This window comes from Mycolicibacterium chlorophenolicum, from assembly GCF_001044235.1.
In the GTDB taxonomy this organism is placed as follows: domain Bacteria; phylum Actinomycetota; class Actinomycetes; order Mycobacteriales; family Mycobacteriaceae; genus Mycobacterium; species Mycobacterium chlorophenolicum.
Genome location: NZ_JYNL01000064.1, coordinates 974,411 through 987,690, shown reverse-complemented (window position 1 = coordinate 987,690; position 13,280 = coordinate 974,411). Strand labels below are relative to the sequence as shown.

Below are 13,280 nucleotides of genomic sequence, written 5' to 3'. Positions count from 1 at the left end.
CGATAGTGGAGGGCGTGGCGCCCGCTCCCGCAGGATCCTTCGACGATCCGCTGGTTGCTGGATTCCTCGGTTCCGCATCATCGCGGGCCACCGGGCTGATCATCGAGGGCGAGGCCGGCATCGGCAAGACCACGCTGTGGTTGTCGCTGGTCGACCGGGCGCGGGCCGACGGCTTCACGGTGCTCGGTGCACGTGCCGGGCAGGCCGAGTCGGTGATGGCGTTCGCCGCGCTGGCCGACCTGCTCGCCGACGTCGAGGCCGAGGTGTTCGCGGGGCTGCCGGCACTGCAGCGACTCGCCCTGGACAGGGTGCTGCTGCGGGCGGGCGCCGAGGGGCCGACCACCGATCACCGGGTGGTGGCCGCGGGTTTCGTCGCCGTCCTGCATGCGCTCGGCGACGCCTCCCCGGTGCTCGTCGCCGTCGACGACGTGCAATGGCTGGACACGTCGAGCCGCACCGTGATCGAGTTCGCGGTGCGCCGATTGCGCGGCCGGTTCGGTGTGCTCCTGAGCGAGAGGTGCCGCCCCGGTGAGGGCACGGCGGCCGGCTGGGTGACGCTGGGCAGGCCCGACGGCGTCGACCGGATCGCGGTGCGCCCCCTGGACACCGGCGCGCTGCACACGATGATCTCGGAGCGCCTGGGCCGCACCTTCTCCCGTCCCACGGTGTTGCGCATCGCCGAGATCTCGGGCGGCAACCCGTTCTTCGCCCTCGAACTCGCGCGCGCGATCGGCGAGGGCCATGCCGTCACCGAGCAGGCGCTGCCCCCGACCCTGTCCGACGTGGTCCGCAGCCGGATCGGCCGGCTCGACGACGATGCCCGCGCGCTCCTGCTGGCCGCGGCCTGCGTGGCCGACCCGTCCGTGGAACTGTTGGCCCAGGCCACCGGGGTGAGCCGAGACGAGGTGGCCACCCGCATCGAACAGGCCGAATCGGCCGGCATCCTGACCTTGCAGGGAAACCGGGTGCGGTTCGCCCATCCCCTCTTGGCCAGCGGTGTCTACGCCGACGCCGGGACACCGGCACGCCGCGCGATGCACCGCAGGCTGGCCGCGCTGGAGACCCTGCCCGAGCTGAAGGCCCGGCATCTGGCGCTGGCGTCGGCGACCGGAGACGACGAGATCTTCGCCGCGCTCGACACCGCGGCCGACTCGGCCCGGGCCCGCGGCGCACCGGCGGCCGCAGCCGAATTGGTCGACCTGGCCATCGGTTTGGGCGGCGACACCACGGTGCGGCGCCTCACGTCGGCGGAGAACCACTTCCTGGCCGGCAACACCGCCCGGGCGGGCGAGGTGCTGGGCACCGTCGACGCGGTCGAGCCCGCGATCCTGCGCGCCCTGGCGGCGAGCCTGCTCGCCACGGTTCTGATGTACCAGAACGAGCACGAGCAGGCGGTGGAACTGCTGCGCCGCGCCGTCGACGACGCCGTCGGCAACATCCCGGTCCTGGTGCAGATTCTGCTGCGATTGTCGTTCGCGCTCAACAGTATCGGCGAGCCCGACGATGCGACCCGGCACGCGCGTGACGCCGTGAAGTTCGCCGACGAGTTGGGGGTGCCCGCTGTTACCAGCGCGGCGCTGGCCTGGTGGGTGTACCTCAGCTTCCAGCGCGGGCGGGGCCTCGACGCGCAGGCGCTGCGGCGCGCCCTGGAGTTCCATGACAGCGCATTCGACGTCCCGATCATCTTCCGCGCCCCTCTGGTCCACGCGCTGACGTTGTCCTGGACGGGCCGCCTGGCGCAGGCACACGAACAGCTGACGGCGCTGCGCGAGGTGTGCGCCGAGCGCGGCGCCGAGAGCGACATGATGGCGATCGCCGGTTTCCTTGCGATGAACCACATCTGGTGCGGGCAGCTCGATGAGGCCGCCGCCCGCGCCGCCGAGGCCGTCGAGCGCGCCGAGCAACTCGGCGGCGACGACGTGTTGATCATCCCGATGACCGTGCGTGCGGTGGCCGCGGCGTTCGCCGGCCGCGTGGAGGAAGCCCGCAAGGACGCCGACTGGGTGCTCGCTGCGACGAAGAGTCGCAGCGCTTCCCACATCGCCGACTGGCCCGGCATGACGGTGTGTTTCCTGGAGGAGTCGCTCGGCAATCACCGTGAGGCTCTGGCCGCACTGGACTCGTCGTTTCTGTCCGGCCCGTCGCTGTCCACCGAGATCATGTACGGGTGGCACCTACCGGACGCGGTCGAGGCGATGGTCGCGGTCGGACGATTCGACGATGCCGACGCGCTGACCGGCCGGCTGGAGCGTGACGGCGCGGAGCACGACCGCGCCTGGATGAAAGCCGTCGGCGCGCGGTGCCGGGCCATTCTTCAGGCCGCCGCCGGCGACGTCGCCGCCGCCGAGCGGACCGCGCATCGGGCGATGACCGAGCATTCCCGGCTTCCGATGCCGTTCGAACGGGCCCGGACCCAGCTCGTGCTCGGCCAGGTGCAGCGCCGGCTGCGCCAGAAGCAGTCCGCAGCTGCCCATTTCACCGAGGCGTTGCAGACCTTCGAACGGCTCGGTATCCCGCTGTGGGCACAACGTGCGCGGGCCGAACTCTCGCGCACCGTGGTGATACCGAGCGACGATCTGACCGCGCTGACGCCCTCCGAGCGGCGCGTTGCCGAGATGGCCGCGACCGGCGCGACGAACAAGCACATCGCAGCGGCGATGTTCATCAGCGCCAAGACCGTCGAGCACAACCTCACCCGGGTCTACCGCAAACTGGGGATCAGCTCGCGCACGGAACTGGGCAGGCGGATGGACCGGCCGGCAGACGGTTAGGTGATCCAGTCCGGTTGCGCGGCGACGTCGACGGCGGCGAAATCCTTGTGCGCGAGGCCGGCGATCGTCCCGCCGTCCACGACGAATTCCGCGCCGGTGGAATAGCTCGATTCGTCGCTGGCCAGGTACACCACCAGGTTGCTCACCTCCCGGGGCTGGGCGATGCGGCCCAGCGCCGTGGTGAAGATGTCCTCCGGAACCCAGTCGGCCATCGGCGTTTTCACCAACCCGGGGTGGACGGAATTCACCCGGATCCCGAACGGTCCCAACTCCAGGGCGGTCGACTTCGTCAGGCCGCGGACCGCGAACTTGGTCGCGGTGTAGCCGTGACAGGCCACGGTGCCCGCCATGCCTTCGATCGAGGAGATGTTGATGATCGATCCCCGCCCCGCGGCCTTCATCGGGCCTGCCGCAGCACGGATCCCGAGGAACACTCCCGTCAGGTTGATGTCGAGGATGCGGTGCCATTCCGCGAGGTCGTAGTCCTCGATCGTGCCGATGTTGAGGATGCCGGCGTTGTTGACCAGGACGTCGAGCGTCCCGAACTCCTCCACCGCGGTGGCGACGGCGGACTGCCAATCCTCGGGTCTGGTGACGTCGAGGTGGACGAATCGGGCGTCGCCGCCCAATTCTGCGGCGACGCGCTCGCCTTCGGCGTCGAGGATGTCGCCGCACACCACCTTGGCGCCGTGAGCCACCATCTCTTTCGCATGCGAGGCGCCCATCCCGCGCGCCGCGCCGCTGATGAGAGCGACCTTGCCGGCCAACCGTGCTGTCATGGTTCCTCCTGCGTCGGCGCCGGTGACGGGCGGCGTGGCCACACCATACAGATCACGCCGGGTGGATGGTCAGTGTTCCGTGGTGTCGGCGTGATCTGCCGAGCACACGTGTCCGCACGTCCGTGCGCGGCGTGCCGCGTGCCTGCACGCACGCTGATCGAAGACGACCGTGACGAATGACCACGTCGGCCATACTGTGCGAATGAACGGGCTTGTGGGCAAAGGGGTTCTGGTGACGGGCGCGGCCTCGGGCATCGGAGAGGCCACGGTGCGGCGCCTGGCCGCTGAGGGGGCGACGGTGGTGGGCATGGACCTGGCCCCCGACGCGCCGGACCTCGGGGACGCGGTCACCTATCTGCGCGGGGACGTGCTCGAGGGTGCGGTCGTGGGCGCGGCCGTGCAACGTGTGGTCGATCAGACCGGGCGACTCGACGGCGTGGTGCACTCGGCCGGCGTCGGAGGAGGCGGTCCGATACACCTGCTGCCCGACGAGGAGTGGGACCGGGTCGTCGACGTCAATCTCAAAGGGACCTTCGTGGTGATGCGTGCGGCGCTCACGCAGATGACGACGCAGGACCGGGTGAACGGTGAGCGCGGCGCGATCGTGACGCTGTCGAGCGTCGAGGGCATCGAGGGCACCGCGGGAGGGAGCGCCTACAACGCCTCCAAGGGGGGCGTCGTCCTGCTGACCAAGAACGCGGCGATCGACTACGGGCCCAGCGGAATCCGCGTCAACGCGATCTGCCCCGGCTTCATCCGCACGCCGCTGTTCGAGTCGGTGATGGGGATCGAGGGCATGGCAGGTCCCCGCGAGGAACTACGCCACGAGCACGCGTTGCGGCGTTTCGGCCGCCCCGAGGAGGTCGCCGCCGTGGCGGCATTCCTGGTGTCGTCTGACGCCGCATTCGTCAGCGGTCAGGCCATCGCCGTGGACGGTGGCTACACCGCCGGCCGGGATCATCACGTCACCGACCTGATGGGCCTCGGCGAGCAGTGAGGTCAGCCGGTCACCACACGACGGCGATGGCTGCGGCCGCCAGGGCCAGCACCCCCACCGCGGCGAACAGCGGACGCGGCACCGGATGACCCGTGCGCCGCTGGCGGGCGTTCCCCATGCCCAGTACGCCTCCGAGCACGATCAGGATGACCAGCTTGACGCCGATCTTCGGGTAGTTCAGGGCGATTCCGGCCGGCCACGGTGCCGCCAGTGCGAGGCCCGTGAGGAGCGAGACGAGCAGGCCGTAGTCCATCACGCGCGTCGTGGTGAACCTGCGCGCGGCCGCCTCGGCGACCCATGCTCCGAAGGTGACCGCGAACCCGACGAGGTGCAGCAAGACAACTACGGAACGTAGTACTTCCATGCCGTGAATCTACAACAGCGGACGCCGGCACCGCCGCTCTACGCCGCCGGCGGTGGCGGCCCGGGCACCAGATAGCAGTTCGTTCCGCCGATGCCCAACACGTAGACCGTGTCGCAACGGGTGAAGCTGCCATCGGGCCCCGGCCCGGAATCGCAACGGCCACCCCCGTTGCCCCAGACCTGGAAGTTGCCACACGGCGGCTGCGCCGATGCCGGCCCGGCGGTGACGAGGCCCGCGCCGAGAAGTGCCACCGCGGCACCTGCTCCGAGCCAGATCTTCCTCATGGCTGTCATGACTGTCCTCCTCCCTGCGCACCGCGCCGCAACGCAGCTGCACCGGAGGCCTGACCCCACGCACCCCTCCCTCCGGCGCATGCATACGTCGATTGTGCGCCCGACCGCGAAGCGCCCGCAGGCGAATTCCGTCGGGATTTTCGTCACTCGGTGCAGGTCAGCGCAATGTGAGCGACATCAGTGCCGATTACGTGAATTCATTGCGCCGCCCCATCCGCACAGATACGCTACGGAACGTTGCGTTATGGCGAGAGGAGCACCGGTGACGCGGACATTCCACGCCGGCCGGCGTTTCGACACTCCCACCGACGAGATCGCCGCAGCGCTGGCCGACGTCAGCATCCCGACCCTGTTGCTGTCGATGGTCCACCTCACCGGCGACCCGCGTTTCATCCGCGACTTCTCCCAGGCCGGCCTGTTTCTCAACGAAGTTCAGGGATTCATGAGCGAGGAGGACAAAGCGCGTGCACGCGACGCCGCGCTACCGGTGATCGTGGACTACCGCGACCGCGGGTGCCCGCCGCTGGCGCCCCTGCCTCCCGATCTGGTCAAGGAGATGCTGGACTGGGCGGCGTGCGAACCAGTCGATGACGCCAATCTGCCGCTGGTGCTCGAAGAGCTCGACCTCGACGGTGTCGACCCGCGCCGTCCCGACCCGGTCGACCCCGAGCGTGCAGCGGCGTTGCCGGTCATCGTCATCGGCTGCGGCGAGTCGGGGATCCTCGCCGGTATCCGCCTGGCACAGGCCGGGATTCCGTTCCAGATCGTGGAGAAGAACGCCGGACCCGGTGGCACCTGGTGGGAGAACACCTACCCGGGCGCCCGCGTCGACGTCGCCAATCATCTCTACTGTTACAGCTTCGAAGCCAGCAATCACTGGCAGCACTTCTTCGCCGAACAACCGGAACTGGCAGCCTATTTCGCCGACGTGATGGAGCGCCACGAGCTGAACCCGCACGTCCGGTGGAACACCGAGGTGCTGGCGGCCCAGTGGGACGAACCAACGGCCAACTGGACGGTGACCGTGCGCAGCGACGAAGGCACCGACACGCTGACCGCACGCGCGGTGATCACCGCCGTCGGTCAGCTCAACCGACCGAATCTGCCGGACCTGCCCGGCCGGGACACGTTCGCGGGTCCGGCTTTTCACTCCGCGCGGTGGAACCACGACGTCGACCTCACCGGCAAGCGCGTCGCCCTCGTCGGCGCGGGCGCCAGCGGTTTCCAGATCGCCCCGGCGATCGCCGACACCGTCGCGCACCTGGAGGTGTTCCAGCGCACCGCCCAGTGGATGTTCCCGAATCCGATGTACCACGAGCGGGTGCCCGACGGTGTGCGCTGGGCCATGGACAACCTGCCGTACTACGCGCGCTGGTACCGGTTCCTGCTGCTGTGGCCGGGTGCCGACAAGGGCCTCGACGCCGCACGCGTCGACCCCACCTACGCCGACCAGGATCACGCGGTCAGCGAGATCAATGCACTGGCGCGGATGATGTTCACCGACTGGATCACCACGCAGGTCGGTGATGACGAGGACCTTCTGGCGCGCGTGCTGCCCGACTACCCGGCCACCGGCAAACGCACGCTGCAGGACAACGGCAGCTGGCTGGCCACCCTGAAGCGGCCGAACGTGACGCTGGTCCGCACACCTCTGCAGCGTGTGGTGCCCGACGGGGTCGTCACCGCCGACGGCGTGACACACCACGCGGATGTGATCGTGTACGCCACCGGCTTTCACGCCACCGAGGTACTGATGCCGATGAGGGTCATCGGACGCGACGGCGCCGACCTGCACCAGGAATGGGGTCGGCGCCCGTTCGCCTATCTGGGCATCACCGTGCCGAAGTTCCCGAACTTCTTCATGATGTACGGTCCCGGCACCCACCTCGCCCACGGCGGCAGCCTGATCATGCACTCGGAGCTGCAGATGCGCTACATCAACTCGTGCCTGGCGCACCTGATCTCCCACGGCGCCGCATCGATGGAGCCCCTGGCGGAGCCGACCGCGGCGTGGCATCGGCGCACGCAGGAGAAGATCACCCAGACGGTGTGGGCGCATCCGGCCGTCGAGCACTCCTACTTCAAGAACGACGACGGCGAGATCCACACCGTCAGTCCGTGGCGGCTGTGCGAATACCGTTCGGCACTGCAGGATCCCGACTGGTCGCAGTTCCGCGTCGACACCGAGGAGACGGTCTGACATGCGTGCCGTGCTGATCGACGCGAACCACGCGGTGCGTGTCGAGACCCGTCCCGACCCGGTGCTGCCCGGGCCCGACGGCGCCGTCGTCGAGGTGACGTCGACCGCCATCTGCGGTTCGGATCTGCATTTCCTCGAGGGGCACTTCCCGATCGCCGACCCGGTCGCCGTGGGGCATGAGGCTGTCGGCGTGGTGGTCGAGATCGGTTCGCAGGTCCAGGGTTTCACTGTGGGCGATCGGGTACTGGTGTCCTCGGTGGCCGGGTGCGGCCATTGTGCGGGCTGCCGCACCGCCGATCCCGTGAAGTGCATCTCGGGTCCGCAGATCTTCGGTTCGGGGCTGCTCGGCGGCGCTCAGGCGGACCTGCTGGCGGTGCCTGCAGCCGATTTCCAGCTGCTGAGGATCCCGGAGGGGATCGACACCGAAGCGGCGCTTCTGCTCACCGACAACCTCGCCACCGGCTGGGCGGCCGCCACGCGCGCCGACATCCCGGTCGGCGGGTCCGTCGCGGTCATCGGCGCGGGCGCGGTGGGCCAGTGCGCGCTGCGCAGCGCGTACGTGCTCGGCGCGGCACGGGTTTTCGCGATCGATCCGGTCGAGGGGCGCCGTGATCGGGCCGCGGAGGCGGGTGCGACACCCGTGCCGGCGCCAGGCGCCGCCACGGTGCTGGAAGCGACCGCAGGACTGGGAGCCGACGCGGTGATCGACGCCGTCGGCACCGACGCCTCACTCGACGACGCGCTGGCCTGCGTGCGCACCGGCGGGACCGTGTCGGTGGTCGGTGTGCACGACCTGCAGCCCTACCCGCTGCCGGTGCTGGCCTGCCTGCTGCGCAGCCTGACGATCCGGTTCGCCACCGCACCGGTGCAGCAGACATGGCCGGAACTGATTCCGCTGCTGCGGGCGGGCCGCCTCGACGTGAGCGGAATCTTCACCGCACAGATGCCACTGGACGACGCAGCCGCGGGGTACGCCGCCGCGATGTCGCGGGCCGACGGACACGTGAAGATCATGCTGACCCCGTGAGCAATCCGGTCAGCGCAGCGGCACGCACCACCGCAGCCGGGTGCCGCCTCCCTCGGCGGGATCGAGGCTGAGCGTGCCCCCGGCGTCGGTGGCACGCTGACGCAGATTGGTCAGGCCGGAACCGGTGATGTCGCCACTGATCCCGCGCCCGTTGTCCACGACGTCGATGCACAGGTTGTCGTCGGCGACCACACTGACCGCCAGCGACGTCGCGCCGGCGTGGCGGACCGCGTTGCTCACCGCTTCCCGCACCACCGCCTCCGCGTGGTCGGCGAGCGCAGCGTCGACCACCGACAGGGGCCCCGAATACTGCACCGTGGTGCGGATCTTCGGCGTCGCGAACTGGGCGATCGCCTCGTCGAGCCGCTGCCGCAGCCGGGTGATGCCGGACTGGCCGCCGTGCAGGTCGAAGATCGCGGTGCGGATCTCCTGGATCACCTGCTGCAGATCGTCGACCGACTCGGAGAGGCGTTGCTGGACTTCGGTGGTGCGCGCCCGCGGGATCGTGCCCTGCAGGGCCAGCCCGACCGCGAACAGCCGCTGGATGACGTGGTCGTGCAGGTCGCGTGCGATGCGGTCGCGGTCGGAGAGCACGTCGAGTTCGCGCAGTCGGCGCTGCGTGGTGGCCAGCTGCCAGGCCAGTGCCGCCTGGTCGACGAACGCGGCCATCATGTCGAGTTCATCGGCGCTGAACGGCAGCGCCCCCGGCGGGCGTAGTGCGATGAGGACGCCGGCGACGGTGTCCGTGGCGCGGATCGGCAGCACCAGCGCCGGGCCGTGGGCGATGCACCCCTCGGCCAGCCGCAGCATGTCGAACCGGCCGGGAACCTGGTTGACGAACACGTCGCCGATCTCGGTGCCCGCGGTGGCGATCTCGAGCAGCTCCACCGCCGGACCGGAACCGGTGACGGCGACGACGGCGAGGTCGTCCACCTCCCCGGCGGGCTCGTCGAGGTCGGAGCGCACCGCGACGATCGTCGCCTCGGCTCCGCTGAGCTTGCGCGACTCGTCGGCGACCAGCCGGAAGACCGCGGCCGGATCGGTGCCGGCCAGCAGTTCGGTGCCGATGTCGCGGGTGGCCTCGATCCAGGACTGCCGGATCTTGGACTGCTCGTAGAGCCGGGCGTTGTCGATCGCGATGCCGGCCGCCGCCGCGAGGGCCTGCACCAGCACCTCGTCGTCCTCACTGAACGGCAGCCCGCCGGCCTTCTCGGTCAGGTAGAGGTTTCCGAACACCTCGTCGCGGATCCGGACCGGGACGCCGAGGAAGGTGCGCATCGGCGGATGGTTCGCCGGGAAGCCGACCGAGGCCGCGTGGTGGGAGATGTTGTCCAGCCGGATCGGCTTCGGATCGTCGAGCAGGACGCCCAGGACGCCCCGCCCCTCGGGCAGATGGCCGATCAGATGCCGTCCCGCCTCGTCGATGCCTTCGTGGATGAATTCGATCAGTTCGTGGTCGTGGCCGCGCACGCCCAGGGCGCCGTACCGGGCGTCGACCAGGTCGATCGCGGTGTGCACGATCGTCTTGAGCGTCTCGTCGAGCTCGAGCCCCGACGTCACCACCAGCATGGCCTCGACCAGCCCGTCGAGCCGGTCACGTCCCTCGACGATCTGCTCGACGCGGTCCTGCACCTCCATCAACAGCTCCCGCAGGCGTAGCTGCGACAGGGTGTCGCGGAGCGGCCGCGCGCCCGGTTCGGGTGTCGAACTGCTCACGTCATCAGTCTGGCACCGATGAACACCCGGGCACCGGGTTATCCGATTTGCGAAAACGACATGTCGTCGCACGGATCGGCGGCCAGCTCGGCGAACCGGTCGACGTCTGCAGGGGCGAAGACCGAGGTGCCGGGTGTGAGCAGCTTGGCCGCCGCGGCGGCGATCCCGTAGCGCACCGCGTCGCCCAGCGCCCAGCCGCGGCTCAGTCCGACCGCGATGCCCGCGACCATCGCGTCACCGGCCCCCACACCGCTGACGGCGTGCACCGGGATCGCCGGGAAATGCCGGCTGTCGGTGGCGGTGGCCAGGATCGCGCCGTGCGGGCCGAGGGAGACCACGACGGCTTCGGTCAGCCCGCGATCGATCAACTCGTGTGCCGCCAGGAGTTGCTCGGCCTGGGTGTCGAGCGGGCGACCGACGCACTCGCGGAGTTCGCGCACGCTGGGCTTGAGCAGATACACGCCAGAGGTGACGTGAGTCAGCGCGTCGACCGACGTGTCGAGGATCAGCCGCGCCCCGACCTCGCGGCAGAGGTCGGCGACGCTTTGATAGAAGTCCGGCGGTACGCCGGGGGGCAGGCTGCCGCTGGCCACGACGTAGCACGTCGAGGCCACCGCCGGCGGGATCGCCTCCCGCAGCTTGTCCAGGCACAGCGCGCACTCCGCGGATGTCAGGGTGGGACCGGGCAGCACGAAGCGGTACTGCTGGTCGCCCGCGTGGTCGTTGACCGTGAAGCTCTCTCGCGTCGCGCCGCCGAGGGGCACCAGCGTGTACGGCGTGCGCGATTCGTAGACGAGGTCGACCAGTCGTTCGCCCGTCGACCCGCCGGCGGCGAAGACGGCCACCACGTCGCCGCCGAGGGCACCGGCGAATCGGGCGACGTTGATGCCGCCGCCGCCGGCGTCGTACCGCACGGCGCGGCAGCGGACCTTCTCCGTCGGCCGCACCTCGTCGGCGTCGGCGGTGACGTCGAGGGCGGGGTTCATCGTCAGCGTGACGATCGGCGACCGGTTCACAGGCCCGTGGGGTAGGTCTCGGGATTCTCGCCGGCCACCCACGTGCTGGTGACCTCGAGCGGTTCCAGCGCCGTCGTCCTGTCGATGTGGATGACCGCGTCGAATTGGTCCCCCGGCCGGACGTGGTAGTAGTGGCTCTGTCGTTCGGTGTCCGGCCGGTAGATCACGCCGATCGCCCTGCCGAGCCGGGCGACGTCCAACGGGGCGGCGGCAGCGCGGCTGATCGCGGCCGACACCAGGAATGCGGATGGGGACACCTCGTGGAACAACTCTTCGACACTTCCGTTCAGGGCCGGACGCACGACCTTTCGCTCGGCGATGCCACCCCACTCTGAGGCCGCCGTGACGGTGCCGGTGTAGGTGGTGAAGCCGATCAGCCGGGACGCCTCGGCATAGGACTCCCGCACCAGCTGCCCGAGGGTGAGCTGGCCGTCCGAACCGACCTCGGTCGCCCGAGCGTCACCGACGTGAGAGTTGTGCGCCCACACCACGATCCGCGCGGGCTCCGAGCCGTTGCGGCGATCCAGGTGAGTGAGAAGGGCGGAGAGTGTCTGCGCCATGTGCCGGTCGCGCAGATTCCAGGAGGTGACCCGGCCGCCGAACATCGCCCGGTAATAGACCTCAGCGTTGCGGACGGTCAGCGCGTTCTGCCGCGCATAGAACAACTCGTCCTCGGCCAGCAGTCCGTCCCGGCGGGCGTAGTCCAGCGCATGGCGCTGCAACTCGACGAGCTGTTCGATCGCCTGGCGCTCACAGGACAGCCCGGCCCCGAAGGCCGCCGCGAAGCCGTAGGCCTGGCCATCGTCGGCCGAGGTGTGGTCGAAGCACGCGTACCTCTCTTTGGCCCGGGCGGCGGCTGCCGGGTCGATGTTCTCCAGGTAGCGAACCACCTCGCGCATCGACCGGTGCAGGCTGTAGAGGTCCAGGCCGTAGAAGCCGGCCTGCTCCCCACCGTCGGTGCGCTTCCGGGAGTTGTGCGCGCGCAGCCAATCCACGAACTCGGCCACCACGGTGTTGCGCCACATCCAGGCCGGGAAGCGCTCGAACCCGCTCAACGCCTGATCGGCCGACGCATCGAGGCCCTGGCCGCGCACGTAGCGGTTCACCCGGTAGGCGTCGGGCCAGTCCGCTTCCGCGGCCACCGCGCAGAATCCCTTCTCCTCGATCAGCCACTTCGTGATCTCGGCCCGCGCCCGGTAGAAATCCTCTGTGCCGTGGGAGCTCTCACCGATCAGAACGATGCGGGCATCGCCGACGACTTCCTCGAGCGCCTCGCGCGGCGGCACCCCCGAAGGGGCGTCGACGACGCAGCGGCGCAGCACCTCGGCCGCAGTCTCTGCGACCCGGAGGCGCGCGGTGCCGATGCCGACGGTGGGCGTCGCCAGCAGCTGGCGCACCTCGTCGTCGCCGACCTGGCTGAAGTCCCAGAATGATTCGCCGACGGCGAGGAATGGTGTGGGCATCGACGCGCACACGACGTCGTCGACGATCGCCATGAACTCCCGGCACGTCGATTCCGGTGCAGCCGGGACGGCGATGACGATCTCGGCCGGATCCCTGTCGCGCAGCGCTTGGACCGCGGCCATCATGCTCGCACCGGTCGCGAGACCGTCGTCGACGAGGATGACCGTCTGTCCCGCGAGTTCCAGCGGTGGCCGGCCGCCCCGGTAGGCCGCCTCGCGCCGCACCAGTTCCCGGCCTTCGCGTTCGGCGACGTCGCGCAACTGCTGTGGCGTCACGCCCAGCGCGCGGATGACGTCGTCGTTGACGACGACCCGTCCGCCGGTCGCGAGTGCGCCCATGGCGAATTCGTCGCGGCCCGGTGCGCCCAATTTCCGGACGATGAACGTGTCCAACGGAACACCCAGTGCCGCAGCGACTTCCCAGGCCACCGGAACTCCGCCACGGGCCAGGCCGAGGACGACGACGTCGTCTCTACCGCGGTATGAGCCCAGCAGACCGGCCAACACCTTGCCGGCCTCGCGTCGATCGCGGAAAACCTGCCTGGGCGACTCCCCCGTCCTTCGTCGTGCCGTCGTCATCGTCGTTCTCCGTTCGGTGGCCTCCGTTCCATCCGATCACCGCAGCTGGTCGCCGGATAGGGACGGAAGTCACCC

Annotated in this window: 10 protein-coding genes; 4 read left to right on the top strand and 6 right to left on the bottom strand. The window is 69.8% G+C overall.

Going from position 1 to position 13,280, the window contains the following annotated elements; genetic code table 11:
• Positions 1-14: 14 nt before the first annotated feature.
• Entirely contained in the window at positions 15-2,771 is a 2,757-nt protein-coding gene (locus MCHLDSM_RS26940; protein ID WP_234714203.1) for a helix-turn-helix transcriptional regulator, read from the top strand.
• Here MCHLDSM_RS26940 and MCHLDSM_RS26935 read toward each other — a convergent pair.
• Entirely contained in the window at positions 2,768-3,550 is a 783-nt protein-coding gene (locus MCHLDSM_RS26935) for a glucose 1-dehydrogenase (protein ID WP_048473021.1), read from the bottom strand. The genes MCHLDSM_RS26940 and MCHLDSM_RS26935 overlap by 4 nt on opposite strands.
• A gap of 202 nt (positions 3,551-3,752) precedes the next feature.
• On the opposite strand from MCHLDSM_RS26935, the gene MCHLDSM_RS26930 reads away from it, so the two are divergent.
• A complete protein-coding gene (locus MCHLDSM_RS26930; RefSeq protein WP_048472749.1) occupies positions 3,753-4,547 on the top strand; it encodes an SDR family NAD(P)-dependent oxidoreductase in 795 nt (264 codons plus the stop codon).
• A 10-nt stretch (positions 4,548-4,557) separates the two neighbouring features.
• Here MCHLDSM_RS26930 and MCHLDSM_RS26925 read toward each other — a convergent pair whose 3' ends face one another.
• Together MCHLDSM_RS26925 and MCHLDSM_RS26920 are read right to left on the bottom strand one after the other, a co-directional pair.
• Positions 4,558-4,911, bottom strand: coding sequence for a hypothetical protein (locus MCHLDSM_RS26925; protein WP_048472748.1), 354 nt, complete (start codon positions 4,909-4,911; stop codon positions 4,558-4,560).
• Positions 4,912-4,949: 38 nt separating this feature from the next.
• On the bottom strand, positions 4,950-5,195 hold the full coding sequence (locus MCHLDSM_RS26920; RefSeq protein WP_048472747.1) for a CDGP domain-containing protein: 246 nt from the start codon (positions 5,193-5,195) through the stop codon (positions 4,950-4,952).
• Between the two features lie 271 nt (positions 5,196-5,466).
• Here MCHLDSM_RS26920 and MCHLDSM_RS26915 point away from each other — a divergent pair, with 271 nt between their 5' ends.
• Positions 5,467-7,404 (top strand): flavin-containing monooxygenase, encoded by a 1,938-nt coding sequence (locus MCHLDSM_RS26915; RefSeq protein WP_082169083.1) that lies wholly within the window; start codon positions 5,467-5,469, stop codon positions 7,402-7,404.
• 1 nt (position 7,405) lies between these two features.
• A complete protein-coding gene (locus MCHLDSM_RS26910) occupies positions 7,406-8,431 on the top strand; it encodes an alcohol dehydrogenase catalytic domain-containing protein (RefSeq protein WP_048472745.1) in 1,026 nt (341 codons plus the stop codon).
• Positions 8,432-8,440: 9 nt separating this feature from the next.
• Here MCHLDSM_RS26910 and MCHLDSM_RS26905 read toward each other — a convergent pair whose 3' ends face one another.
• The 3 genes from MCHLDSM_RS26905 to MCHLDSM_RS26895 form a co-directional block, all read right to left on the bottom strand.
• Entirely contained in the window at positions 8,441-10,069 is a 1,629-nt protein-coding gene (locus MCHLDSM_RS26905; protein ID WP_082169115.1) for a GAF domain-containing sensor histidine kinase, read from the bottom strand.
• Between the two features lie 116 nt (positions 10,070-10,185).
• On the bottom strand, positions 10,186-11,163 hold the full coding sequence (locus MCHLDSM_RS26900) for a 1-phosphofructokinase family hexose kinase (RefSeq protein WP_268782186.1): 978 nt from the start codon (positions 11,161-11,163) through the stop codon (positions 10,186-10,188).
• The gene (locus MCHLDSM_RS26895; protein WP_048472744.1) at positions 11,160-13,205 is read right to left on the bottom strand and encodes an erythromycin esterase family protein; all 2,046 of its coding nucleotides are present in this window, start codon (positions 13,203-13,205) and stop codon (positions 11,160-11,162) included. The genes MCHLDSM_RS26900 and MCHLDSM_RS26895 overlap by 4 nt, the downstream gene beginning before the upstream one ends.
• Between the last annotated feature and the right edge of the window lie 75 nt (positions 13,206-13,280).